We start from the raw sequence: 25,648 nt of genomic DNA, 5'->3' as shown, positions 1-25,648 counted from the left end.
CTTTCTTTTATTTTATTACACGTGAATGGGTATTTTAAGGAAAAAATAAAGACTGTCGAGATTTTCTCGACAGTCTGGAGGGCGAAAAGCCCTTCTTTTTTGTTGTAAAATAATAGAAAAGATTATGCGCGGGGGTGGGGAGATGGCTTCAATAGACAGATTTCAAATAGTGAAGGAGCCTGAGCTGAAAATCATTGAACACTGGTTCCGAAATGAGGATACCAGGCGGAGAATGGATGGGATGCTGCCATTAGATGTGTGGTATGCACGAGTGAATGAAGATGAAAACGATTGTGTGATCATGGCATATGACGGGCAGCTGCCGGCGGGAATGGTCGTGATGGAGTTCGTGGAGGAGCGGGCGTATATTGGATTGATCGTCAATCCTTTGTACCGGCTTCAAGGGTACGGAAAACAGATATTGCAAAAACTGCGTAATCATCCTGATTTGACGAGAGTGCGGGAATGGGCCGCATGCATTGAAGAAGACAATCAAATTAGTGTGGCTTGCTTTCAAGCAGCCGGATTTACGTTGGAATACACTGAACCTGATGAAGATGGCTTTCTCACTTTGATTCTTCGCATCTGACTTCATACAAAAACAAAAGGAGGGCGAAAAGCCCTCCTTGTTTTCATTATCATATCAGCTCGGATCACTGACTTTGATCAGCTGTTTTCCTTTATTTTCGCCTTTAAACAAGCCGAGAAACGCGTCAGGAATGTTTTCGAAGCCTTCTGTGATGGTTTCCTCGTAATGGAGCTTTCCATCCTTCAGCCATTCGGCCAGCTGTTTTGCTCCCTCAGGAAAACGGTCGGAGTAGTCGCCTACGATAAACCCTTGCATCAGCGACTTCGTTTTGATCAGCTTCGATTGGACGCGGGGGCCCATGTCATCCGCTTCGCTTTCCGCATTATAGGAAGAAATGGCACCGCACACCGGAATGCGGGCAAATTCATTGAGCAGGTTCATGACCGCATCTGAAATCGGCCCGCCGACATTGTCAAAGTACACGTCGACACCTTCAGGACAAGCGTTTTCAAGTGCTTTTTGAATATCATCAGCTGTTTTGTAATTGATGGCTTCGTCAAACTGCAGCTCCTGTTTTAAATAGGCGATTTTTTCATCAGAGCCCGCGATGCCGACAACTCGCGCGCCTTTGATTTTGGCAATTTGTCCAACCGTTGAACCGACGGCTCCCGCAGCCCCGGAGACAACCACGGTTTCGCCTTCTTTCGGGCGCCCGATGTCCAGCAGTCCAAAATATGCCGTCAAGCCGGTCATTCCTAAAATGCCGAGATAGGCCGAAGCGGGAGCGAGGCTTGTATCAATTTTTCGCAAGGCAGACTCGCTCACAGCGGAAAATTCCTGCCAGCTGAAGTTTCCGATGACGATATCGCCTTTTTTCAGATGCTCACCGTCTGACACGACTTCAGCGATCACCCCGCCAGAGAGCGCTTCATTCAAGCCGAACGGTTCAACATATGACTTCGTATCCTGCATACGGCCGCGCATATAAGGGTCAACGGATACATAAAGCGTTTTGACAAGCACTTCCCCTTGTTTCGGCTCGGGAACCGGAATGGTTTCAAAGCGAAAGTCTTCATGAACGGGAACACCTTGCGGACGTTTTGCTAATTGAATTTGCTGCTGAGATGCTGTCATTTTCATCCTCCTATCACTTGATTGACACCAATGTAACATGGAGAGGAGGAGAAAGACAAAAGGTAAGCTGGCATACAAAAAAGGTTATAGAGGAACTTATGCTTTCGACAAGCTTTTTTTGTTTTAAAAGTTCTCTTTAGTCATTTATCATTATTAGAGAACTGAAAAAGAGCTTCTGCACACCTAGCTAAGGTTGGCTAGTGTGTATGTGGATTCATCTTCATATTCTTGCAAGCATCTGCGATGGGGAGCTTAGCCGTTCACATTTTGCTTTCCCATCAATCTGCAATAGCAAAGCCTATGCAATTGTTTTACATCTGCAAAGCTTCGCTCAATTTTTTCTCTTTTATGCTGAGTTTTTCTGAAACAGACAATCGATTGTAATCGACCATTTTCTTTTGGTCAATTAAGTAATGTTAACTTATTAATAAAACACGCGAAAAAGTAAACCGAACACATATTAATTAAATTTAGATGTTTATTAAAAGCTTATATGTTTATTTACCTTTTTCTTAAATTGTAATTGAGAAAACCCATATATTGCGGACACCAATAAAAGAATACCTGCTGAAACATAAACTAAACGAACCCCAAGGAAATCTGAAATAGCCCCTATAGCCAGAATTGAAAACATAAAAATGAACTGTACTAAAGAAGACCTTGCAGACATTATATTAATTCGAGTTTGCTCGGTTGTTATGTTCTGAATAAATGTTTCTTGTGTTAGATCCCTTAAGATAAAAGCTGGCCCCATAAAGAGAACCAATAATAGTGCTAAGTATGGGTTATTTATAAAGCCGTATATTAAAGTTAAACTTCCATACGAGAAAGCACCAATTAACATAAAATTAATTAACTTACCTTGAAACCTCCCCGACAGTTTATATATTATAAATCCCCCTATCATTGAACCTAAATAGTATGCTCCATTAATAAATCCCCACCATGATTCACCTTTATGCAAGACTTCGTTAACGAAAGCTAAAGAGACAGACCCTATCCAAATCATTCCTGCCCATGACTCAATTAAATCCATAATAATAATTGTTCTAAGTTTCTTTTGGCTAAATAAATACCGCCAACCACTTACTATACTCTTATTAGGAGAATTTTTTTCACGTATGACAGAATTAGCGTGGCCGTGTGGTAGACAAAATATAAGAGAAATAAGAGATGTAAACAACAAAGAGATAGTAAGTGTAATGGTATATCCCTCACCTAAGAATGCAATTATGAGACCACCTAAAGACCAGCCTACAAATTGAAAAGTTTGATCCACTGTAGATAATAATCCATTTGCCTTTACTCTTTTATCAGGAGAGATTATTTCACCTATAATTGCACTTTTTAAAGGTGAGAACCATCCATTAAAAAAGGAAATACAGCTAATAATAATAAAGACTAAAATGAGTGTTTGATTAGAGTAAGTTCTTAATAAAGAATAGAACAAACATATTAACAACAGCATTTGTATCAATTGAGAAATAATTATTGTAAGATGCAGTTTTAATCGAATTGTTATTAACGGTAATATAGCACTTCCAAAAATACGAAAAATAATACTTATTAATGTCACCATAGAGGCGATGGTTGTTGAATTGGTCATTTTAAACAAAAACGAAATCACTACCATAGTATATAGAGAAAAACCCAAATTTGTTGTGGTCTGGCTAAATAAAATAGAATAATAACCTTTACTCATATGTATCCTCCCTTGAAATAACTTTTTTCGGTAAAGAGCCTAAACATATTTAAACACCTTAAAATAACAAAAGTAAAGAAAAAATTTCCTTGTAAACTATTTACTTTTATCCAATATATTGTTATTATCTGTTTAAGTTCTCTGACTATTCCAACAATAATCAGGGAACCACATGTCTTAATAAGGGGGGAAAACCATGAAAAAATTAAGAAAAAACTGGAGAAATTCGATTGTTAGCCCGGTTCTTTATACTAATGCAAAATGGTAGACACTCAGGGAATAGCATTTAAATGCTATTCCTTATTTAAATAAACAAATCGGGAGGTTATCGTAAATTGACTCTATTAATGCAAGATCATAAATCAATTTACAATAAAGATATAGAAATATTAATTGAAGTTGAAGAACTTATCATTTCTGTTCCAGAAAATAAAAAAAATGATTTTAAGAGTTTAATCAATAATAGAATTATGCCTCTACTAAATAAAATTCAACACCCTGTAGCAGCTGAAAATGTGTTTGGTATGTGTATTGCTTATCCGAATACTTACGTAAGGTATAGATTAATTGATTTCGTTGAAAAATGGGTACCTTATTTCTCTGCTGTAGAAACTATAATAAATCTAACACAGGACCCGGATGATTTAGTTTCTTTTAAAGCAATGGATGTCTGTGCAAATCATAAAATCGAAGAATCGGTAGCATATTTGTCTTCAATTATTGATGATGTCCGAGAAAGTATAAGTTACCCTAAAAAACCTGTGGGATTAGGGGCGCAAAAAGTATTAAGTACATTATTAGATATATTCGGTGTTGAAAAATATGAAGAACTAGTAATGCTTAAAAATTATTTTGATCAAAATGGTATCCTTCCTAATAACTTTGACTTTGAAGAAAAAATTCCGCAAAGTCTAATAGAAGAATTCGAAAAAACAGAAGAAGAAGGGATGATTTTAATTCCAGGTGGCTTTTTCGAATTCGGCTTAAATGAAAATGAAATTCCTGACAAAACATTTGATTGGAGAGATGCTGTTCCTAGACAAAAAGTATGGTTACCTCCATTTTTTATTGATAAGTATCCTGTTACAAATAAAGATTATGATATCTTTACCGAGTTCATTGAGGAAAATGGGCATATATTCTGTCATCCTAGTGAACCGCAAAATAAACAACATAGAAGAAATACATATTGGGATGATAGGTATTTAGATAATCATCCCGTTACAGGTATCGATTTTTATGATGCATTTGCTTACGCAAGATATAAGGGAAAAGAATTGCCAACAGAGTTTCAATGGGAAAAAGCTGCTCGAGGCGAAAAAGGTAATACCTGGCCTTGGGGAGATAAATTTGATCCTGCAAAGGTTCAATATGCTGGAAGTCTTTATAATGAACCCATTACTTCTTTAAAATCCTGGAGAGAAAATTTATTAAAGGCTTATACAGATACAGAATTAAATCATTTAACAAGTAATATTTTTGAACAAAATAATGAAAGTTCCTATGGAGTATGCGGTATGATCGGAGGAACATGGGAATGGACTAGAAGTGAACTTAAAACAAAGAGAGTTTTCCATCCTATCTTTAAGAATGTACCATTTAATAGTGTTAACTCATTTGCGGTTCTAAAAGGAGGATCATTCTTCTCTCACCCAGGCTTAATGTTCCCTTCCTATAGAGCAAAAGATATTCCTTTCTGTCGACACAATGAAATGGGAATTAGATGCGTAAAGAATATTCCAGTATATAAAATTAGAGAATCAATTAATGGGCCCATTACTAATAAAGCCATTTATTAATGACTTTAGGTTAGAGACTTTGACAAAAGTTTACTAAGATACGACTTTAACAAGTTGGTCAAAAAGAACAAATTTAACTTTATGTTAAGAATATCTCGTGATGAGAAGAATAACGTGTTTTTTAAGTTTATCATCAATTAAATGTGAGAATGAAATATTATAAGGGAAAATGGAGGCTGTCAAGTTTCTCGACAGCCCCAGAGAAATCCCTCTCCTTTCATTTCGCCCGTAATTTCGGGCACAGCCCCGTCGGCAGGCACATGGGCTTCTGGTCGATCGGGCTTCTCATGATGCAGCATTCCAAGCCGAAGACTTCACGGAAAAACGGCTGGGTAAACACATCTTCCGGTGTACCGGCATTGTATATTTTTCCGTCCAGCACACTGATCAGATAGTCCGCATATTGAGCGGCCTGGTTTAAATCATGGAGCACCATCACAACGGTGCGGCCGTGATCGCGGTTCAGCTTTTTCAGCAGTTCAAGCACTTCAATCTGGTGTGAAATGTCTAAATACGTGGTCGGTTCATCAAGCAAAAGTAAATCAGTGCCTTGAGCAAGCGCCATGGAAATCCATGCTCTTTGTCTTTGGCCGCCTGAGAGGGCATCCAGTGTCCGTTCTTTCAGCTCAATCATTCCCGTTGCTTCCAGCGCCCACTCTACCATATCGTGATCCTCTTGGGTATGCTTGGATAATAGCTTTTTATGAGGGTGTCTGCCAAAATAGCATAATTCCTCTACTGTCAATCCTTCAGGCGCCTGAGGCGATTGAGGAAGAATGGCCAGCTTTTTGGCGACTTCTTTTGACGGCTGGCGGTGTATATCTTTTCCTTCCAATAGGACCGTACCGCTTTTTGGAGCCATCAGCCTGGCGAGCGATTTGAGGATTGTTGATTTCCCGCAGCCATTGGCACCGATGAGCGCAGTGATTTTTCCTTCTTCTATCTTTAAGTCGACTCCGTCAATAATCACTGTGCTGTCATATGAAAGAGTGAGCTGGTCTGCAGCCAGTTTTCCCATGGTATCCTCTCCCTACTGTTTCCTCGCTTCGAATTTCAATAAATATAAGAAATAAGGCGCGCCGATCACGGCTGTTAATATTCCGGCAGGTATTTCAACCGGAGGCATGATGCTGCGCCCTAACGTATCTGCAATTAATAAGATAATAGCACCAATCAATGCCGATGCAGGCAGTAAATATTTAGCTTTTTCTCCGGTAAGCCGTCTGGCGATATGCGGAGCAAGCAAGCCGATAAAACCGATTGAGCCGACGACGGCTACACAGCTTCCTGCCAGCGCCACCGCGGTGAATATCAGAATGAACCGCAGCCGGTTTGCGTTTTCGCCGAGACCCTGCGCAAGCTCATCACCGAGTGACATAAGATCCAGTTTCGGTATGAGAATGCAGACGATCGGCAAAAGAATCAATAGCCATGGCGCAAGCAGCTTGACTTCTTCCCAGTTTCTTCCCCAGAGGCTGCCTGTCAGCCAAATGAGTGCAGCATTCACGTCGCCCGGAAACTTGACCATCATATATTGCATCCCGGCATGGCAGACCGCGCCTAATGCGATGCCTGATAAAGCCAATGAAGAGGGCTGAATGCCTTTTTTTCGGGCGATCATTAACAATAGTACAGCAATAATGGCAGCTCCGGCAAATGCGGAGAACGGAAGCGCGTACACCGGCGATTCAGGAAACATTAGAATCACTGTCATCGCCGCGAGTCCGGACCCCTTTGAAATGCCGACAACGTCAGGGGAAGCGAGCGGATTGCGGATGACGCCCTGCAAAATCGCTCCGGCCGCGGCCAGTCCGGCACCGGCCAAAATCGCTAATAGTATCCGTGGAAGGCGGTATTGCTGGATGATGAATTCAAAGGATTGATCCAGGCCCAGCAAATTCGTCACCACCGCATCCGGGGAAATGTATAATGCACCGAAGCCGATGCTGATGATAGACAGAACGATCAGAAGCACGGCCAATATGAGTATCGCCAGCAAGGGGCGTTTTTGCTTTCTGGTTGTTTTCTTCATTTCAGATTTCGCCCTTTCCTAGCCAAATATAAGAAGAATGGTGTTCCGATAATCGCGGTGACAATTCCGACCGGTGATTCATAAGGAAAGGCAATCCATCTGGCCAGAACATCTGCGTACACCAGCAAAATAGCACCGAATAGCGCTGAAAACGGAAGTACATATTGATAATGTTCTCCGATCAGCTTGCGGACAATATGCGGAACGAGCAGTCCGACAAAGCCGATCGGCCCGGCGACGGCTACGGAAGCGCCGGAAAGAATTAAAATGACAAAACTAATCAGAATCCGGATGCCGTTCATATTTTGCCCAAGCCCTTTTGCCGTTTCGTCACCGAGACCGAGAACAGAAATAGAACCGGAAAACATGAGGGCAAGCCCGATGCCGATGACAGAAAACGGAGCGATGGTCATGACGTCCTGCCAATTGCTGCCGTCTATCGCGCCTGTCATCCAGTACAGAACATCCTCTCCCGACTCATTTAAAATAATGATGGCCTGTGTCATGGAGGAGAGGAACAAATGCACCGCCATTCCCGACAGCGCCAGCTTGACAGGTGTCATTCCGCCGGATGAGGCAATCGTATACACAATCGCGCCTCCTGCGGCCGCACCCGCAAAAGCGAATACAACGGATGAATAGGGCGATGCCGGCAGAATGACGAGAGCGGCAACAACAAAAAGAGACGCACCCGCATTTACACCGAAAATTTGAGGCGAAGCCAAAGGGTTTCTGGTCATGGCCTGCATCAGCGCCCCTGCTACGGCCAGGCTGGCGCCGACGAAAACGCCGATTAATGTGCGGGGAAGGCGAAGAGTGGAGATGATGAGCTGTTCCTTTGAACCGTCCCATACAAAAAGGTATTTCAATGAATCTATGATGCTGATATCTGAGGCTCCTACTGAAAGATTCAGCCCAAGCCCGAATATCAAAATGATTAGTGCGATGAGGAACATCATCAGTCTTGATGATGAACGCCGTTTGGCTGTATGATACAACAGTCTCACTTCCTTACTGCGTCTGGTTGCAAAAACGAAGAAGCAAGGATCTCCCCTCGCTTCTCATTGTCCTACTTATTATACACTTTTTTAAGCACGTCTTTGGCGCTTGTTTCACTAGACTTGATGCCTCTGAATCTTGTCCAAGTGTCACGGTCCGCATCATAGACTTGTCCGTTTTTCACCGCTTTGAGATTTTTCCAGAGCGGATTCGTTTTCCATTCATCTACAATGGTCTTGCCTTCATTAGCTGAAATGAACAAAATATCCGGGTCGACTTTGCTTAGTTGCTCGAGGCTGACCTCTTGATAGGCGTTATCCGATTTTACAGCGTGTGTAAAACCGAGCATTTTAAAGATTTCTCCGTCATAAGATGATGACGTATGAAGCTGGAATGAATCTGCTCTTGCAACCCCGAGGACGATGCTGCGGTTTTCATCTTTCGGAAGTTCCCCTTTTAGATCGTTGATGACTTTGTTGTGCTCGGCAAGCTTTTCTTTTCCTTCATCTTCTTTATTTAATGCTTTAGCAATGGTTGTAAAGCTGTCGATCGTTTCGTCATATGTCGCTTCCCGGCTCTTTAATTCTATCGTCGGTGCGATTTGTTTCAGCTGTTTATAAATGTTTTTATGGCGCTCAGCGTCAGCGATGATTAAATCAGGCTCCAAGGAACTGATGACCTCAAGATTCGGTTCGCTGCGTGTGCCTACAGATGTATAATCAATTGAGCTGCCGACAAGCTTTTTAATCATATCTTTTTTGTTGTCATCGGCGATGCCCGCCGGCGTAATGCCGAGATTGTATACAGCATCCAAGAATGAAAGCTCAAGGACAACCACTCGTTTAGGTGTGCCGCTTACAGTTGTTTTTTCTTCTTCGTGCTGGATCACTCTGGAATCCTTAGACTTGCTTCCGCTGTTATTCTGGCTGGATGAACAGCCCGATACAATGAAGCAGGCGATTAATAAAACACTCATGATGGCAATCAACTTGTTAGAATAGGTGCGCATGTCATTCTTCCTTTTTTCAGATTTAGTAATGAGAATCATTATCACATGTAAACACTATAATATCATGGCCCATCATGTCAATATTTTTTAAATAAAGAAAGATGCGGGCTTACTGCTTTTTCATGAAAGCATCATCAGACACAAATAAATGGTATACAGCATTGCCGTGTCTGCGGGATAAAAACGCATTGGCATTGGCTTTAGAGGTTTCAAGCATGTCAGCGTTGACATATGGAAGGAGAGCGCCGAGATAGCCGGACAATTTCTTTTCTATTTCTTCTGCGAGCGCGAATTCAATGTCGCCGATATTCATGATAATCGAGAAAACAAAGTCGATATCGATATGAAAATGTTCCTCAGCGAAGACCGCAAGCTCGTGAATTCCGGGTGAACAGCCGGTCCGATGATGGAAAATCTGTTTGACTAAATCACTTACAACCCATGCGTTGTATTGCTGTTCTGGTGAAAAGTATTGCATTAACATACCTCCTGCTCGTACGGATAAAGACAGCCATTCATGATCGTTTGCTCCGTGCAGCGGTTTCTCTTCAATTTTGACTTTTCTGAAAATACACGTCGTTCCTATCACTTTACCATGGGTGTGAAATAAATGGCTACTACCATTCTTCCTGTTTTTCTCCTTAATGTTCTGGAATCTGTTTTATCAATATGCGAACGGGTATAAAAGAAACATAGAAAACATGAAGGAGGAATGTTGAAATGAAACCAGTTGTAAAAGAGTATACAAACGACGAACAGCTCATGAAGGATGTGGAAGAATTACAGCAAATGGGTGTCGCGAAAGAGGATGTATATGTCTTAGCTCACGACGATGACAGAACGGAACGGCTGGCAGACAACACGAATGCCAACACGATCGGAGCCAAAGAAACGGGTCTCAAGCACGCGGTAGGAAACATGTTTAATAAAAAAGGAGACGAGCTCCGCAATCAAATTCATGAAATTGGCTTTTCTGAAGATGAGGCCGCTCAATTCGAAAAACGTTTAGATGAAGGGAAAGTGCTTCTTTTTGTGACAGATAATGAAAAAGTGAAATCCTGGGCTTAAAGCAGGGATATAACCCAAAAGGCAAACTTTGGCCTTTTGGGTTTTTTGCGGTCTTTGCGGTGTATGGTTTGCAGAATGCCGCAATAAGACAGCGGAACATTTTCGGTTCTGCATGCCCCTCAATTTGCTATTATAATCTTTGTGAGAAATTGGGATATAATCTCACAAAATAGAAATTGGGGGTTCATAGAAAATGAAAAAAGTGATGTTAGCTACGGCTCTATTCTTAGGGTTGACTCCAGCTGGCGCGAACGCGGCGGATTTAGGCCATCAGACGTTAGGGTCAAATGATGGCTGGGGCGCGTACTCGACCGGCACGACGGGCGGATCGAAAGCATCGTCCTCGCACGTGTATACCGTCAGCAACAGAAACCAGCTTGTCTCTGCATTAGGCAAGAAAACGGATACGACCCCTAAAATCATTTACATCAAGGGTACGATTGACATGAATGTCGATGACAACCTGAAGCCGCTTGACGCAAATGATTATGCTGACCCAGAGTACGATTTCAACAAATATTTAAAAGCTTATGATCCAAGCATATGGGGCAAAAAAGAGCCTTCCGGCACACAGGAAGAAGCCAGAGAACGTTCTCAAAAAAACCAAAAAGCACGAGTGATGGTTGACATTCCTGCGAATACAACGATTGTCGGTTCAGGGACAAATGCCAAAATCGTGGGCGGAAACTTCCAAATCAAGAGTGATAATGTCATCATCCGCAACATCGAATTCCAGGATGCTTATGACTATTTTCCGCAATGGGACCCGACTGACGGGAGCTCAGGAAACTGGAACTCACAATATGACAACATCACAATAAACGGCGGCACGCATATATGGATTGACCACTGCACATTTAATGACGGATCCCGTCCTGACAGTACATCACCAAAGTATTATGGAAGAAAATATCAGCATCATGACGGTCAAACAGATGCTTCTAACGGCGCCAACTATATCACGATGTCTTACAACTATTATCACGATCATGATAAAAGCTCCATTTTTGGATCAAGCGACAGCAAAACCTCCGATGATGGCAAATTAAAAATTACGCTTCACCATAACCGCTACAAAAATATCGTTCAGCGCGCACCGAGAGTCCGCTTCGGGCAAGTGCACGTATACAACAACTATTATGAAGGCAGCAAAAGCTCCTCCGGCTATGCCTTCAGTTATGCGTGGGGAATCGGTAAGTCATCTAAAATCTATGCTCAAAACAATGTCATTGACGTACCGGGACTGTCAGCTGAGAAAACAATCAGCGTATTTAAGGGTGGAACGGCTTTATATGACTCAGGCACATTGCTGAATGGCACGGAGATCAGCGCATCAGCTGCAAACGGGCTGAGCTCTTCTGTCGGCTGGAAACCATCTCTCCACGGCACAATCGATGATTCTGCGAATGTGAAATCGAATGTTATATCTCAAGCGGGTGCGGGTAAAGTAAATTAAGAAATGAAAAACACAAAGGGCTGCTCACCTTTGTGTTTTTTTAATTAATTAAATTATTTATTAATTTAGTTAAGGAGTAGAATGGGAAAGGGGATTAGAAAACAAGTATATAGGAGGAGACCTATTTATGGCTTCAGAAAAAGACGCAGGAAAACAGTCAGCAGTAAAACTTGTACCATTGCTTATTACTGTCGCTGTGGGATTGATCATCTGGTTTATTCCCGCTCCGTCCGGACTTGAACCTAAAGCTTGGCATTTGTTTGCGATCTTTGTCGCGACAATTATCGGCTTTATCTCCAAGCCCTTGCCAATGGGTGCCATTGCAATTTTCGCTTTGGCGGTTACTGCACTAACTGGAACACTATCAATTGAGGATACATTAAGCGGATTCGGGAATAAGACCATCTGGCTGATCGTCATCGCATTCTTTATTTCCCGGGGATTTATCAAAACCGGGCTAGGTGCGAGAATTTCGTATGTATTCGTTCAGAAATTCGGAAAGAAAACCCTTGGGCTTTCATACTCACTGCTGTTCAGTGATTTAATACTTTCACCTGCCATACCAAGTAATACGGCGCGTGCAGGAGGCATTATATTTCCTATTATCAGATCTTTATCCGAAACATTCGGATCAAGCCCGGCAAATGGAACAGAGAGAAAAATCGGCGCATTCTTGCTTAAAACCGGTTTTCAGGGGAATTTGATCACATCTGCTATGTTCTTAACGGCGATGGCAGCGAATCCGCTGATTGCCAAGCTGGCCCATGATGTCGCAGGGGTGGACTTAACATGGACAAGCTGGGCAATTGCCGCGATTGTACCGGGGCTTGTAAGCTTAATCATCACACCGCTTGTGATTTATAAGCTGTATCCGCCGGAAATCAAAGAAACACCGGATGCGGCGAAAATCGCCACAGAAAAACTGAAAGAAATGGGGCCGTTTAAAAAATCAGAGCTTTCTATGGTTATCGTGTTTCTTTTGGTACTTGTGCTGTGGATTTTTGGCGGCAGCTTCAACATCGACGCAACCACCACCGCATTGATCGGTTTGGCCGTTCTATTATTATCACAGGTTCTGACTTGGGATGATATCAAGAAAGAACATGGCGCTTGGGATACGCTCACTTGGTTTGCGGCGCTTGTCATGCTGGCCAACTTCTTGAATGAGTTAGGCATGGTGTCTTGGTTCAGTAACGCCATGAAATCATCCGTATCAGGATTCTCTTGGATTGTGGCATTTTTAATCTTACTTATTGTGTATTTCTATTCACACTACTTCTTTGCAAGCGCGACAGCCCATATCAGTGCGATGTATTCAGCATTTTTGGCTGTGATCGTGGCAGCGGGCGCACCGCCGCTATTAGCAGCGCTGAGCCTCGCGTTCTTCAGCAACCTGTTCGGGTCAACGACTCACTACGGTGCTGGGGCGGCTCCGGTTTTCTTTGGGGCAGGCTATGTTCCGCAAAGCAAATGGTGGTCCATCGGATTTATCCTGTCGATCGTCCATATTGTCGTATGGCTTGTGATCGGTGGATTATGGTGGAAAGTACTAGGAATATGGTAAAAAAGAAAAGGCAGACGTGGTCTGCCTTTTTTGTGTTTACTCACACTATATAATGGTGTTGCAACATATTCTAAGGTGATTTCGTCCGCCACCAGGACAACAACGAATTATTCCTCTCGATAAAGAAGGTCACGAAAAACGGGTATAAAAATGGTGTTCGAATTCATAATCAGATGCATGAGAGGAATATATCTTATTCGGGAAGGCAGTCATTTGATTTTTCCTTACATGTATTGTATGCAAATGCTGTACGATGAGACAGGTCTTTTGAATAATCTGGCTATATATGATTGTTAAGAAAGATACTCTCTAACAAATTCCCCTAGGTAATGAGAATACTGAATTTGGTCAAATTCATTTCCGCAGGCATGTATGACCCATGGTTCCTTTTGATGAGGGATACCAACTCCATATCCTTTTTTCCTGAACTCAAAGCATTGAGAAGTGTCATATAAATGCCAGCCGTCAAAAATCTCTTTCCGCCATGGAATATCGTACTGAGTCGCGAGCAATAGACCGTCTAATGCTTGAACTTTTTTCACAGTTTCATCGATTTCGTCAAATGATAAATAGCTATACGTACTGCGATATTCAATGACTTTTCCGGCTTTTTTAGAAGCCTCCCACCAAATTCCGCTTTGCGGCACCTCTTCAGCTCCTATGACGCCTATCATGCCAAGACCATCATTCTGCTTAAAAATATAAAGGATATCATAAATAAAGGAACGGTTGATGATAAATGTATCTTGATGTAAATACACTTTATATTTTGAGTCTGAGTCCAGCATGGCTTTATGGTAACCGGAGGCCATACTGTCTGCGTTTCGTATATTGATTAATTCTACCTCCATATGCGGCGGGACTGAAAGAGACTGGATATGTCTTAGACAGAGATCATAAAGGGAATCGTCATTCACACATGTAATGAAGCTAATTGAATTTTCATTTGCGTGCTGGTTCATCATTTATCTGCCCTTATGACATATTGATAGGCTCGGGCCTCCTCCTCAAAATTTGCATGGTGAATCCCCATGTTAGCTCTGACATGTGCCAGTTTGCTGATCATTTTTTCATAATAATGAGTCGTAAAGGGAATAGGCGTAATTTGGCTGATCTTGTAGCCTGTTTCATGAAACATCTTTTTCATTTCCTGCAAGGTGAAAAAACGGAAGTGTGTTTTATCGAGCAGCCCGGCCTGTGTATAGGTCCATTTGCCGGATAGCAGACTTTCAAAAATCGAGATATGGCTGATATTCGGGATGCTTGCCAAAATGTTTCCTGTTTCTTTTATATAAGGCTTGAGGTTTTCCAAAACTGTCCACGGGTCTTTTAAGTGCTCTAATACATCCCCGAAGATGACTTGATCAAATGTGTTTTTTTGAAAAGGCAGCTTCAGTGTTTCAATGTCTCCTGTCATCACTTTGTCAATGTGATGAGCGGCTTTTTTGGCAGCTGGCGGATAGGATTCGATCCCGTAATAGCAGCAATTCGTCTTTTCCTTAACAGCTGCGCCAAACAAGCCTTCAGCACAGCCGACTTCAAGAATCATTTTCGCATGCGGTTCTACCAGGTCAAACAGCTGCCAGTTGATGCTTTTATAATACTCTTTATCTTTCAACTCATATTCTTTCATAGAATCAGCAAGTGGCCTTTTATTGATTTCCATGATGTTCACCCCCAGAGTCAGCCTGCAGCTGCAGGATATTTTCAAAGTATTTTTTGTTGGCTAGCACTCTCGAATCATGAGGTCGGTACTGTAAAGCTGATTCATTATGCTGATAGGCTAGCTGATGCTGGCCGAGTTTATCGTAGCAGACGGCTAATTGGAGGTGTGGCAGCCAGGTGGCGTATGCGCGGTTTTGAAAAGCCAGAATTTCTGAGCCCTTATTTTCAATTGCTTTTTCATACCAATAAACCGCGCTTTGGAAATCGTTTTTTTCTAAAAATGAAAACCCCAGCCTGCAGCATGTTTCCGACCTGGGCGTTCCGTAGACGAGTGTGTGGAGCACCCAGCTTAATTCCTTTTCCTTTAGTCCTAATGAATGATAGCAATCTGCTAATTTATTGCATGCTCTGATGTTATCCTCGACCCATCCTTGCTTCGTTTTTAAAAAACGTAAATAGTATTCAATTGCTTGCTTCGTTTTGTGGTGATCGCATAACTCATTCGCATAGTAAAATAAATCTCTTGGTGAAAAATCCTTCCCTGAAGAGGCCATGTTTTCATAAATCCGCAGGTTCCGGTTTGCATCATGACTAAGCGGCATGTGAGAAACGGCTGCTTCACTATGGTGGAGATCCCCGTATACCTCCAAGTACTCATGGACTGCGCCAATCCATTTAAAGCCCTTTTGACGTTTTACAAGCCGGTATCTTCTTAAGCTTGATGTGACATTATTTTCTTCATCGAATGCAAGATGGTATTTCATCGAGACCGCGTCAATATGTGGATCAAGTGTTCTTTTTAAATCCAATAACAGCTGTTGGTCTTTCTCGGTAAACACGTCGTCGGCATCAAGCCATAAAATATAGTCAGCCGTTGCCTGCTGAAATGAAAAATTTCGGGCTGCCGCAAAGTCGTCAATCCATTCAAAATCAAAAAGCCGGTCTGTGTATCGGGCAGCAATTTCTTTCGTCTGGTCAACTGATCCGGTATCAACAATGTTAATCTCATCAGCTATCCCTCGTATAGAATCTAAGCAGCGGCCGATAACGGCTTCTTCATTTTTTACGATCATACATAAACTAATAGAAATCACATGCCCACCTCCGATTCTTGTTTTTGCTTCATCGCATGGACAAGCATGTAATCAATATGAGTATGTTTTGACAAGTGATCCAAAGACAAATCAAATTGTCCGGCGAGCAATTGAAGTTCTTGTAAAAAGAGCTGTATGTTCGATTTAGTATTGTGGGAATGGGAGGTGATTGATTTGATGTTATAAAGATATTCAGGAAATAGTGTGTTTACGTTTCGAGGTGTGATGAAAAGTGTGTGCGTCGATGTTCCGCTTAATAAAGAAAAAAGTCTATCTGCATAAGCTGTATTCGGGATGCTGCAAATTAATGAGCCTGAAGGCTTTAGATAAACGGCAAAAGTCTCAATCGTATGCCTGGGATTCATCGAGAAGTTCAAAAGGTCTCCGATCAAAATTACATCGAAAAAAGCCTCAGGGTAAGGGATATCGCATGTTTCCACATCTGCTGAAATGACTTGTTCGTAATAGGCTTTTGCAATGGTCTGTAACAACGCATCCTCTTCAATTCCATACAATGTACAAGTTTGTCGGTTCAAAAGCTCAGCTCCCGCAGCTCCCGAACCGCAGCCGATATGTAAGATAGAACCGGCTTCCGCCGGCACAAGCGCTGTCAGCTGGGGCTGGGCATCAAAGAATGCTGACACATCCACCTTCCATTTATCGATGAATCGCTGCCTGTTTTCTTCGTATAATCGACTGATGTTTAAATCCGGATTGCCTGTAAACGTGGCATGACCGTGATGGTGGACAAACGAATCTAGAGCAATTTTCAGTTGATATCCTGCCTGCAGAGCGCGAAGACATAAATCATCATCTTCAAATGACCCGCTTTCAAAACGTTCGTCGAAGCCGCCAATTTTGTCCAGCACTTCTTTTTTGACTAGAAGGCAAAAGCCAACGAGTCTTAAAACAGCTCTTGATTCACCTTGATGTTGAATGCAGTAGCGCTGAGAAAAATGCTCTATTTCTTCTAAGTCGGTGTAATCAACCGGAATTTGCTGGGTCCCGCTAACATAATTGCTTACGGGTCCGACCATGCCTGTTTTTTCATCATGGTAAAGCAGCTTGATCATTGGCTCTAGCCATTGGTTTGTTACAACAGTATCATTGTTTAAAAAAAGAATATTGTTCCCAGAAGCTGCTTCAAAACCCTGATTGCAGCCTCTCGCGAAGCCTACATTTGTTTTATTAAAAATCGTCTTAATCGAAGATATTTGTTTGAGGTAGTCACGTGTACCGTCATGAGAGCCGTTATCTACAACAATTACTTCTATATAGTCATGATCCGTATGTTTCCATATGCTTTCCAAGCATTGTTTTGTTAACGCCAATTGATTATAAGTCAGCACAATAATACTCGTTTTCACCACAACCTCCGCCCTTCACTATATCATTCGATTACTATATGTATATCGCAATGTTGAGACGGAATGATTTCTTCCTGAAAAAAGGCTGATGCGGCTTAATAAGGGAAATGTTGTTTTGAACATGAGTGCCTAATTATAATGGATTTTGAAAAATAAGAAAATTAGCTATGAAAAATGGTATGATCTAGGTAGAAAGGACGGCTGGTGCTGTGGTGAAAAAGCGGTTCCATTTTTCTCTGCAAACAAAAATAATGGGGCTGATTGCGGCTCTGCTGGTTTTTGTCATTGGTGTGCTGACCATTACGTTAGCCGTTCAGCATACACAGGAAGAACGAAGACAGGCTGAGCAGCTTGCGGTTCAGACGGCGAGAACCATTTCCTATATGCCGCCGGCTAAAGAGCTTATTGAGAGAAAAGGCGGACATGCGGCAGAGGCGCAAGAGGTCATTGAACAAATGAAAGAACAGACTGGCGCTTATGCTATTTATATTTTAGATGAAAAAGGAGGCATTCGGAGCGCCTCGGGCAAAAACGGCCAAAAGAAGCTGGAGCGCAGCAGAGAAATTTTGTTTGGCGGCTCACACGTTTCTGAAACAAAAGCGGATGAACGGCGGGTGATCAGAGGGAGCGCCCCGATTATGAAAGAACAGAAGGGATACAGCCAAGTGATCGGCAGCGTATCTGTTGATTTTCTGCAAACGGAGACAGAGCAAAGCATCAAAAAACATTTGAGAAATTTGAGTGTGATCGCTGTGCTTGTGCTGCTGCTTGGATTTGCCGGTGCCGCCGCGCTGGCGAAAAGCATCAGGAAGGATACGCTTGGCCTTGAGCCGCATGAGATCGCGTCTCTTTATCGGGAGAGGAATGCAATGCTTTTCGCGATTCGAGAAGGGGTTATTGCTACCAATCGGGAAGGCGTCGTCACGATGATGAACGTGTCGGCTGCTGAGATGCTGAAGCTTCCCGAGCCTGTGATCCATCTTCCTATTGATGATGTCATGCCGGGCGCCGGGCTGAAGAATGTGCTTGAGCAAGGAGAGATGCTGCCGAACCAGGAGGTAAGTGTCAACGATCAAGTCTTTATTATCAATACGAAAGTGATGACTCAAGGCGGGCAGGCGTATGGGATTGTCGTCAGTTTCCGGGAGAAAACAGAGCTGAAAAAACTGATCGACAAACTGACAGAGGTCCGCAAATATTCAGAGGATCTTAGGGCTCAGACCCATGAATTTTCAAATAAGCTTTACGCGATCTTAGGGCTGCTTGAGCTTGGGGAGTATGATGAAGCCGTTGATCTGATTAAAGAAGAATACACGATACAAAATGAACAGCATGATATATTATTCCAGAACATCGATTCACAGCAGGTACAGGCGATTTTGCTGGGGAAAATGGGCAAAGCTTCGGAAAAAAAGGTCAAGCTGGCTATCGATGATAACAGCTCGCTCGCGCCTCTTCCTGCACATATCGGCTTATCCCATCTCATTACGATTATCGGGAACCTAATTGATAACGCTTTCGAAGCTGTAGTCGATCAAAGCGTGAAGGAGGTATTGTTTTTCATCACGGATATAGGGCATGACATTGTCATCGAAGTATCGGACACAGGGCCCGGTGTGCCGCCCGATAAGATGGAAGCTGTGTTTCAAAGAGGCTTTTCTTCAAAGGGGATGAAGAGAGGCTACGGTCTGGCCAATGTCAAAGACTCAGTGCATGAACTGGGCGGCTGGATTGAACTGGCGAATCAAAAAACTGGCGGTGCGGTATTCACTGTATTTATACCGAAGGAGAAACAAAGGGGGAATCCATTTGATTCACATCGCGATTGCGGAGGATGATTTTCGGGTTGCGCAAATCCATGAGAGATTGATTGAACAGCTTGATGGATTCAAGGTTATCGGCAAGGCGGCAAACGCTAAAGAAACAATGGCGCTTTTGGAGAAACAAAGGGCTGATTTGCTTCTGCTGGATATTTATATGCCGGACGAGCTTGGGACCACATTGATACCTGAGATACGAAGGCGTTTTCCCGAAGTGGATATTATGATTATCACAGCGGCAACAGAAACCCGGCATTTACAAGAAGCACTCCGGGCCGGGATAGCCCACTATTTGATCAAACCCGTAACGGCTGACAAGTTCAGACAGGTGCTGCTTCAGTATAAAGAAAAAAGGAAGCTGCTTTTGTCTCAGCCGGAGGTCAGCCAATCTTTAATCGATCATATATTCGGGAACGGTGTGAAGACATCTTTGCCGGCAGAGGAGTTGCCGACAGGCATTAATTCGATTACACTGCGAAAAATTAAGGAAGCGCTTCGGAATGCGTTAGAAGGATTGACAGCGGAAGAGCTTGGGGAAAAAATGGGGGCGTCACGAACGACTGCCCGCCGTTATGCAGAGTACCTTGTGTCAAAGGAAGAAGCACGAGCCGAGCTTGAGTACGGGATTATCGGCAGGCCGGAGAGAAAATATTATTTGGCGGCGGATTAGATATGAAAAAATGTATGATTCTATTGATTGCGCTATTGCTTTTTATGCAGGGTGACATCCGGCAGGCGGCTGCGCCGCGCCTGCCGGACGGGCCGGTTGAAATTGTCGTCCCCGCCGAGCCTTCTGGCGGCTGGGATGTCACAGCGCAGGCGATCCAATCCGTTCTGCGGCAGAAGCAGATCGTAAAGGGTGAAGTTCATATCGTCTATAAACCGGGCGGCGGGGGAGATAAAGGCTGGAAGTATGTCAACAAAAGCAGTAAACAGACCATCAGCATGACGTCCAGTTTAATCCTGAGCAATGATCTTCTCGGGCAGAGCAAATTAAAAACGGGCGATTTTACTCTGCTTGCCATTCTCTCTAAGGAATGGCATACGGTTGCATTGCCAAAAGGATCGGCGATAGCAAACGGCAAGGATTTGCTGAATAAGATTAAGATGAATCCCGGTAAGGTAAAAATCGGCTTTGCGCCGGGGTTTGGAAATGATGATCAGCTTTCGTTCGTCAGAGCGGCAGATATGTACGGCATTGACCCTTTTAATATTCAATTTTTGCAGTATGAAAGCAGTGAACAGCTCATTCAGGCGCTGATCAGACATGAGATAGAAGCGGCTTCAATGACACTTTCTGAAGCGAAACCATATGAGCGGCACGGAGATATCACGTTAGCTGCTGTAACGTCTGATAAAAGACTTTCCGGTTTCCCAGACGTACCGACGTGGAAGGAGCAGGGGATCCCATTTGTGTTTTCTCATTGGAGAGGGATTTTGGGCCCGAAAAACATGTCGGAGGAAGAGATTTCTTACTGGGATCAAGCGCTAAAGAAGGTCACATCTTCGCCCGAGTGGAAGCGGAAAATAAACGAACAGGACTGGGAAAGCTTTTATTTGAACAGCAGGGAAACGAAACGGTTTCTTGAACAGCAATCCGCTTTTTATCAAAGCATTATGACAGGAAATTAAGATCCCGGCATGTCCGGGATTTTTTTCGTGTCGAAAAACCCTCGCATTCATTGTCAAGTCTGCGCGTCGGTGCTCACCAGTTATGAAAGGAACGGCGGCTAATCGCTCGGGCGTCCTGCATAAACGCCACCGTCATCACATCCTGTGAAAGTCTGCTCCAATGCTCGCCTTTCCTAGACTTCAAAGGGTATCAATCACGCTATCTTTTTATGTGCCCAGAAATGATCAAAAAGAACATAACGGTTTTTAAAATTTAAAAATACAAAAAAACCAAATTATTTACTTGTGATTGGTTTTCCCATACGATGGCAAAAAGGCAAGACAAAAAGGGGAGTAAGGGAGAAGAAATGTAAGCGGATTCATTTAAGGGGGAATGGATGTGTTAGCAATCTTAGGCTTTCTCATGATGCTCGTGTTTATGGCATTGATCATGACAAAACGGCTCTCTGTACTGACAGCGTTAGTTTTGACGCCGATTGTGTTTGCGCTCATCGCCGGATTTGGATTTACTGAAGTCGGGGACATGATGATTTCTGGGATTCAGCAGGTAGCGCCGACTGCGGTCATGATAATGTTTGCGATTTTATATTTTGGAATTATGATTGATACAGGACTGTTTGATCCTGTGGTTGGGAAAATCTTAAGCATGGTCAAAGGCGACCCGTTAAAAATTGTTGTCGGGACCGCGGTTCTCACGATGCTCGTCGCCTTGGACGGGGATGGTTCGACCACTTATATGATTACGACAAGCGCGATGCTTCCTCTCTATCTGCTGCTCGGCATCCGGCCGATTATCCTGGCGGGCATCGCGGGTGTCGGCATGGGGATCATGAACACGATTCCGTGGGGAGGCGCGACGCCGCGGGCGGCGAGTGCGCTGGGGGTTGATCCGGCTGAGCTAACAGGGCCGATGATTCCTGTCATCGCAAGCGGGATGCTTTGTATGGTTGCGGTTGCGTATGTGCTTGGAAAAGCAGAACGAAAACGCCTTGGCGTCATTGAACTGAAACAGCCGGCCAATGCCAATGAACCGGCAGCTGCGGTTGAAGATGAGTGGAAGCGGCCGAAGCTATGGTGGTTCAATTTATTGTTAACGCTTTCTTTGATAGGATGTTTAGTATCGGGGAAAGTCAGTTTAACCGTACTGTTTGTCATTGCGTTCTGCATCGCACTGATTGTGAATTATCCAAACCTTGAGCACCAGAGACAGCGCATTTCGGCGCATTCCGCCAACGTGCTTGCGATTGGCTCGATGATTTTTGCTGCGGGGGTTTTTACGGGGATTTTGACAGGCACCAAAATGGTTGATGAAATGGCGATTTCGCTCGTGTCTATGATTCCAGAACAAATGGGCGGGCTGATCCCGGCGATTGTGGCCTTAACAAGCGGCATTTTCACATTCCTGATGCCGAATGACGCGTATTTCTACGGGGTGTTGCCGATTTTATCAGAAACGGCTGTCGCATACGGTGTGGATAAAGTGGAAATTGCCAGAGCTTCTATCATCGGCCAGCCCATTCATATGCTGAGCCCGCTTGTCCCGTCCACTCATTTGCTTGTCGGACTTGTCGGGGTTTCTATTGACGATCATCAAAAATTTGCATTGAAGTGGGCGGTTCTCGCAGTCATCGTCATGACGGCTGTTGCTCTATTGATAGGCACCATCTCTATTTCCGTATGATAATTCAGGCGTAATGACATACACTAACGGCATCAACATACCGGAGGTGTCTTCATGAGTGATCCTTATATGCCGCTGACTTCAGTCAGAAGCGGAACGGGGTTTGAAGCGGCAAAAGGAGTGCACGGCGTAACTGTGCAAATTGCGAATGTTTATTTTATTCAGCTGCCTTCTGAACCTCACTCATTTGTTTTAATTGATGCCGGCATGCCTCAATCAGCCGACATGATAGTCAATGAAGCTAAACAACGATTTGGCGATGATTTTCAGCTCAAGGCGATTATCCTTACACACGGGCACTTTGATCATATCGGGGCAATCGAAGAGCTTCTTGAGCATTGGGATGTTCCTGTTTATGTCCATTCTCGGGAAATGCCTTATGTAACAGGTAAAGAGGATTATCCTCAGGCTCGTCCTGACAGCAAAAGCGGGCTGGTTGCCAAGCTTTCGCCGCTGTTTCCGCGGCACTCTATCGATATTTCGTCACAAGTACAGGCACTGCCGGAAGACGGCTCTGTTCCGTTTCTTGAGGAGTGGGTGTGGATCGCGACCCCGGGTCACACACCCGGCCATATTTCGTTATTCCGCGAGGATGGACGCGTGCTTGTGGCAGGAGATGCTGTCATTACAGTGGAACAGGAGAAAATGGCGGACGTCTTGATTCAAAAACAGGAGCTTCATGGGCCGCCGGCTTATTTTACGCCTGATACAGAGACGGCAGCAGAATCCATTCAGAAGCTTGCCGGCCTTGAACCGGAAGCGCTGCTGACCGGGCACGGCATACCGATGACCGGCAAAAACTTTCGCAGCGACTTAACTGAATTGGCAAATCGCCTATCGTCTCTTTGACACCCGCACACGCGGGTGTTTTTATTGTTTTTCCAAGAAGATGCAGGGAAACCATTTGTCTTCCCGCTTAAAAACGATACAATGAGAAGCATGAATGCGATTTGAAGGAGAGAGTTTGTTGAAAGAAAAAGAAATACTCTGGAACGAAGCGAAAGCGTTTATTGCAGCATGCTATCAGGAGTTGGGAAAGGAAGAGGAAGTGAAAGACCGTCTCGATAGCATAAAAAGTGAAATTGACCGGACCGGGAGCTATACACATACGAAGGAAGAGCTTGCTCACGGAGCGAAAATGGCTTGGAGAAACAGCAATCGCTGCATCGGCAGATTGTTCTGGAATTCTCTGAATGTCATCGACAGGCGTGACGTCCGTACGAAGGAGGATGTGCGGGGCGCCCTTTTTCATCACATTGAAACCGCCACAAATAACGGGAAAATCAGGCCGACCATTACGATTTTTCCTCCGGAAGAGAAGGGTGAAAAGCAAGTCGAGATTTGGAATCATCAGCTGATACGGTATGCTGGTTATGAGTCAGGCGGAGAAAGAATCGGCGACCCGGCTTCCCGTTCCCTTACCGCAGCCTGCGAGCAGCTTGGCTGGCGCGGAGAGCAAACCGATTTTGACTTGCTGCCGCTCATTTTTCGCATGAAAGGCGATGAACAGCCGGTCTGGTATGAACTGCCGCGTTCACTTGTCATCGAGGTTCCAATCACACATCCGGACATCGAAGCGTTTTCTGATCTGGATCTGAAATGGTACGGCGTGCCAATTATTTCTGATATGAAGCTTGAGGTCGGGGGGATTCATTATAATGCCGCGCCGTTTAACGGCTGGTATATGGGCACGGAGATCGGGGCAAGAAACCTGGCAGATGAAAAGCGGTACAACAAGCTCAAAAAAGTGGCGTCCGTTATTGGCATTTCCTCTGATTACAATACGGATTTATGGAAGGATCAAGCGCTTGTTGAATTGAATAAAGCTGTGCTGCACTCGTATAAAAAGCAAGGTGTCAGCATCGTTGACCATCATACGGCAGCAAGCCAGTTTAAACGGTTTGAAGAACAGGAGGAAGAAGCGGGCAGAGAGCTGACGGGAGACTGGACGTGGCTGATTCCGCCGATTTCATCCGCTGCCACTCATATCTTCCACCGTTCCTATGACAACGCAATCGTTAAGCCGAATTACTTTTATCAGGATAAGCCTTACGAATAAACAATGGAAAATCGTTGATGGCCTTCAAGGCTGCTGGATTCAGTGACTGAGAGGTCGGTAACCTTTGAGAAAGGACTGCCTTTTTTTACAGCCTCAAGAAACGATTGTAACGTGTTTTCCGGGCCTTCCGCCAAAATCTCGACACGGCCGTCATCACGGTTTTTGACCCAGCCTGCCAGTTTTCGCTTGTCAGCTTCCATTTGAACAAAATAGCGAAAGCCCACACCTTGAACCCGGCCGTCTGCAACGATTCGATATTGAAGCATGGAAAAACCACCTTTTCTTTTTATGATAATCAATCATTTTACAACCTGTAAAGGGGATGTGTTCGTATGAAACCACCGCACTATTCAGTTCTTTCTCTTAATCTCGGGAAGCCGCAGACGCTTGAATATGACGGAAAGAAAATCGAAACCGGCATCATGAAGCAGCCGGCTGATTCCGCTGTCATGCTGTATCGGGAGAATTTTGATGGAGACGGACAGGCGGATCTCATCAATCATGGGGGACCTGATAAGGCGGTCTGTGTCTATCCGGCAGAGCACTATCCGTTTTGGGAAGAGTTCCTCTCAAGACCGCTGCCAAGCGCTGCGTTTGGTGAAAATCTGACCGTCAAGGGCCTGACCGAGGAGAACGTTTGCATCGGGGATGTGTACAAGCTTGATGAAGCTGTTGTCCAGGTCAGCCAGCCGCGCCAGCCGTGTGTAAAGCTGGCGAAAAAGTTTGGCGTAAAGGATATGGTGATGAAGGTTCAAGAAACCGGCTATACCGGATTTTATTTTCGCGTGCTGGAAGCGGGCAGAGTGTCTCCCGGCGCCAAACTTGAATTGCTGTCCAGAGGCGAGAAAGACATATCCGTTCAATTCGCAAACCGTATCAAATACCATGATGCGAAAAACCTCGCCGCCATTGAACGGATTTTAAGTGAAGACACACTGTCGGAAAGCTGGAGAGCGTCCTTTATGAAAAAAAGGGACAGGCTGCAGCCGGCTGAATAGAAAAAAAGCCGCGCATACAACGTGCGCGGCTTTACTATTC

General features: G+C 44.0%; 24 protein-coding genes. 12 read left to right on the top strand and 12 right to left on the bottom strand.

The genetic code is table 11. The features are described from left to right. The first annotated feature begins 142 nt into the window (after window positions 1-142). Window positions 143-589: a GNAT family N-acetyltransferase gene (locus ACY3LV_RS15085; RefSeq protein WP_333518714.1), complete on the top strand. Its 447-nt coding sequence runs from the start codon at window positions 143-145 to the stop codon at window positions 587-589. Window positions 590-643: 54 nt separating this feature from the next. On the opposite strand, the gene ACY3LV_RS15080 is transcribed toward ACY3LV_RS15085, so the two are convergent. Next, window positions 644-1,663, bottom strand: a complete 1,020-nt coding sequence (locus ACY3LV_RS15080) for an NADP-dependent oxidoreductase (RefSeq protein WP_333562080.1) — start codon at window positions 1,661-1,663, stop codon at window positions 644-646. Between the two features lie 481 nt (window positions 1,664-2,144). After that, a complete protein-coding gene (locus tag ACY3LV_RS15075) occupies window positions 2,145-3,365 on the bottom strand; it encodes an MFS transporter (protein WP_268401377.1) in 1,221 nt (406 codons plus the stop codon). Between the two features lie 335 nt (window positions 3,366-3,700). Here ACY3LV_RS15075 and ACY3LV_RS15070 point away from each other — a divergent pair, with 335 nt between their 5' ends. Further along, a complete protein-coding gene (locus tag ACY3LV_RS15070) occupies window positions 3,701-5,164 on the top strand; it encodes a formylglycine-generating enzyme family protein (protein ID WP_333562082.1) in 1,464 nt (487 codons plus the stop codon). A gap of 217 nt (window positions 5,165-5,381) precedes the next feature. Here the strand turns inward: ACY3LV_RS15070 and yfmF are convergent, their stop codons facing one another. The 5 genes from yfmF to ACY3LV_RS15045 form a co-directional block, all read right to left on the bottom strand. Further along, window positions 5,382-6,182 (bottom strand): Fe(3+)-citrate ABC transporter ATP-binding protein YfmF, encoded by an 801-nt coding sequence (gene yfmF / locus ACY3LV_RS15065; protein ID WP_124048443.1) that lies wholly within the window; start codon window positions 6,180-6,182, stop codon window positions 5,382-5,384. Between the two features lie 12 nt (window positions 6,183-6,194). Next, window positions 6,195-7,196 (bottom strand): Fe(3+)-citrate ABC transporter permease YfmE, encoded by a 1,002-nt coding sequence (gene yfmE, locus ACY3LV_RS15060; protein WP_464864079.1) that lies wholly within the window; start codon window positions 7,194-7,196, stop codon window positions 6,195-6,197. Then, window positions 7,193-8,194: a Fe(3+) dicitrate ABC transporter permease FecD gene (gene fecD, locus ACY3LV_RS15055; protein WP_148963586.1), complete on the bottom strand. Its 1,002-nt coding sequence runs from the start codon at window positions 8,192-8,194 to the stop codon at window positions 7,193-7,195. Before fecD ends, yfmE begins: the two co-directional genes overlap by 4 nt. A 71-nt stretch (window positions 8,195-8,265) precedes the next feature. Next, window positions 8,266-9,204, bottom strand: coding sequence for a Fe(3+)-citrate ABC transporter substrate-binding protein YfmC (gene yfmC / locus ACY3LV_RS15050; protein WP_148963587.1), 939 nt, complete (start codon window positions 9,202-9,204; stop codon window positions 8,266-8,268). Window positions 9,205-9,313: 109 nt separating this feature from the next. Beyond that, window positions 9,314-9,682: a YfmB family protein gene (locus tag ACY3LV_RS15045; protein WP_464864078.1), complete on the bottom strand. Its 369-nt coding sequence runs from the start codon at window positions 9,680-9,682 to the stop codon at window positions 9,314-9,316. Between the two features lie 242 nt (window positions 9,683-9,924). Between ACY3LV_RS15045 and ACY3LV_RS15040 the strand changes: the two genes are divergently transcribed. The 3 genes from ACY3LV_RS15040 (at window position 9,925) to ACY3LV_RS15030 (ending at window position 13,292) form a co-directional block, all read left to right on the top strand. Continuing rightward, complete coding sequence (locus ACY3LV_RS15040) at window positions 9,925-10,272, top strand: YflT domain-containing protein (RefSeq protein WP_010330324.1); 348 nt, start codon at window positions 9,925-9,927, stop codon at window positions 10,270-10,272. Window positions 10,273-10,465: 193 nt separating this feature from the next. Next, the gene (locus ACY3LV_RS15035) at window positions 10,466-11,728 is read left to right on the top strand and encodes a pectate lyase (protein WP_464864077.1); all 1,263 of its coding nucleotides are present in this window, start codon (window positions 10,466-10,468) and stop codon (window positions 11,726-11,728) included. 127 nt (window positions 11,729-11,855) lie between these two features. Next, a complete protein-coding gene (locus ACY3LV_RS15030) occupies window positions 11,856-13,292 on the top strand; it encodes an anion permease (protein ID WP_148963590.1) in 1,437 nt (478 codons plus the stop codon). A gap of 293 nt (window positions 13,293-13,585) precedes the next feature. Here the strand turns inward: ACY3LV_RS15030 and ACY3LV_RS15025 are convergent, their stop codons facing one another. Genes ACY3LV_RS15025 through ACY3LV_RS15010 form a run of 4 tightly spaced genes read right to left on the bottom strand, consistent with a single transcriptional unit; the run spans window position 13,586 to window position 17,421 of the window. Next, window positions 13,586-14,254, bottom strand: coding sequence for a glycosyltransferase family protein (locus ACY3LV_RS15025; RefSeq protein ID WP_333562148.1), 669 nt, complete (start codon window positions 14,252-14,254; stop codon window positions 13,586-13,588). After that, window positions 14,254-14,958, bottom strand: coding sequence for a class I SAM-dependent methyltransferase (locus tag ACY3LV_RS15020; RefSeq protein WP_333562090.1), 705 nt, complete (start codon window positions 14,956-14,958; stop codon window positions 14,254-14,256). The genes ACY3LV_RS15025 and ACY3LV_RS15020 overlap by 1 nt, the downstream gene beginning before the upstream one ends. Then, a complete protein-coding gene (locus ACY3LV_RS15015) occupies window positions 14,945-16,051 on the bottom strand; it encodes a tetratricopeptide repeat-containing glycosyltransferase family 2 protein (protein ID WP_464864076.1) in 1,107 nt (368 codons plus the stop codon). The genes ACY3LV_RS15020 and ACY3LV_RS15015 overlap by 14 nt, the downstream gene beginning before the upstream one ends. Continuing rightward, window positions 16,048-17,421, bottom strand: coding sequence for a glycosyltransferase (locus tag ACY3LV_RS15010; RefSeq protein WP_464864075.1), 1,374 nt, complete (start codon window positions 17,419-17,421; stop codon window positions 16,048-16,050). The genes ACY3LV_RS15015 and ACY3LV_RS15010 overlap by 4 nt, the downstream gene beginning before the upstream one ends. Window positions 17,422-17,627: 206 nt before the next feature. On the opposite strand from ACY3LV_RS15010, the gene ACY3LV_RS15005 reads away from it, so the two are divergent. The 6 genes from ACY3LV_RS15005 to nosA all read left to right on the top strand — a co-directional run bounded on the left by ACY3LV_RS15005 (window position 17,628) and on the right by nosA (window position 24,610). Continuing rightward, window positions 17,628-19,256 (top strand): sensor histidine kinase, encoded by a 1,629-nt coding sequence (locus ACY3LV_RS15005; RefSeq protein ID WP_202328296.1) that lies wholly within the window; start codon window positions 17,628-17,630, stop codon window positions 19,254-19,256. Beyond that, complete coding sequence (locus tag ACY3LV_RS15000) at window positions 19,228-19,908, top strand: response regulator (RefSeq protein WP_202328295.1); 681 nt, start codon at window positions 19,228-19,230, stop codon at window positions 19,906-19,908. Before ACY3LV_RS15005 ends, ACY3LV_RS15000 begins: the two co-directional genes overlap by 29 nt. Window positions 19,909-19,910: 2 nt before the next feature. Then, window positions 19,911-20,870 carry a tripartite tricarboxylate transporter substrate binding protein gene (locus ACY3LV_RS14995; protein ID WP_087992534.1) on the top strand — a complete coding sequence of 320 codons (960 nt, stop codon included), beginning with the start codon at window positions 19,911-19,913 and terminating at the stop codon, window positions 20,868-20,870. A 379-nt stretch (window positions 20,871-21,249) separates the two neighbouring features. Next, window positions 21,250-22,551, top strand: coding sequence for a citrate transporter CitM (gene citM / locus ACY3LV_RS14990; RefSeq protein WP_087992535.1), 1,302 nt, complete (start codon window positions 21,250-21,252; stop codon window positions 22,549-22,551). Window positions 22,552-22,605: 54 nt separating this feature from the next. Beyond that, window positions 22,606-23,400 carry an MBL fold metallo-hydrolase gene (locus ACY3LV_RS14985; RefSeq protein WP_202328294.1) on the top strand — a complete coding sequence of 265 codons (795 nt, stop codon included), beginning with the start codon at window positions 22,606-22,608 and terminating at the stop codon, window positions 23,398-23,400. A 118-nt stretch (window positions 23,401-23,518) separates the two neighbouring features. Next, window positions 23,519-24,610 carry a nitric oxide synthase gene (nosA, locus tag ACY3LV_RS14980; protein ID WP_202328293.1) on the top strand — a complete coding sequence of 364 codons (1,092 nt, stop codon included), beginning with the start codon at window positions 23,519-23,521 and terminating at the stop codon, window positions 24,608-24,610. Here the strand turns inward: nosA and ACY3LV_RS14975 are convergent. Next, window positions 24,601-24,876 carry an acylphosphatase gene (locus ACY3LV_RS14975; protein WP_087992538.1) on the bottom strand — a complete coding sequence of 92 codons (276 nt, stop codon included), beginning with the start codon at window positions 24,874-24,876 and terminating at the stop codon, window positions 24,601-24,603. The genes nosA and ACY3LV_RS14975 overlap by 10 nt on opposite strands. A 66-nt stretch (window positions 24,877-24,942) precedes the next feature. Here ACY3LV_RS14975 and ACY3LV_RS14970 point away from each other — a divergent pair, with 66 nt between their 5' ends. Further along, complete coding sequence (locus ACY3LV_RS14970) at window positions 24,943-25,608, top strand: MOSC domain-containing protein (protein WP_202328292.1); 666 nt, start codon at window positions 24,943-24,945, stop codon at window positions 25,606-25,608. Window positions 25,609-25,648 lie beyond the last annotated feature (40 nt).

Source organism: Bacillus sp. 11C (assembly GCF_055486375.1).
Note: the sequence above shows the minus strand (reverse complement) of the source record. Positions and strands in the feature narration are given on the sequence as shown.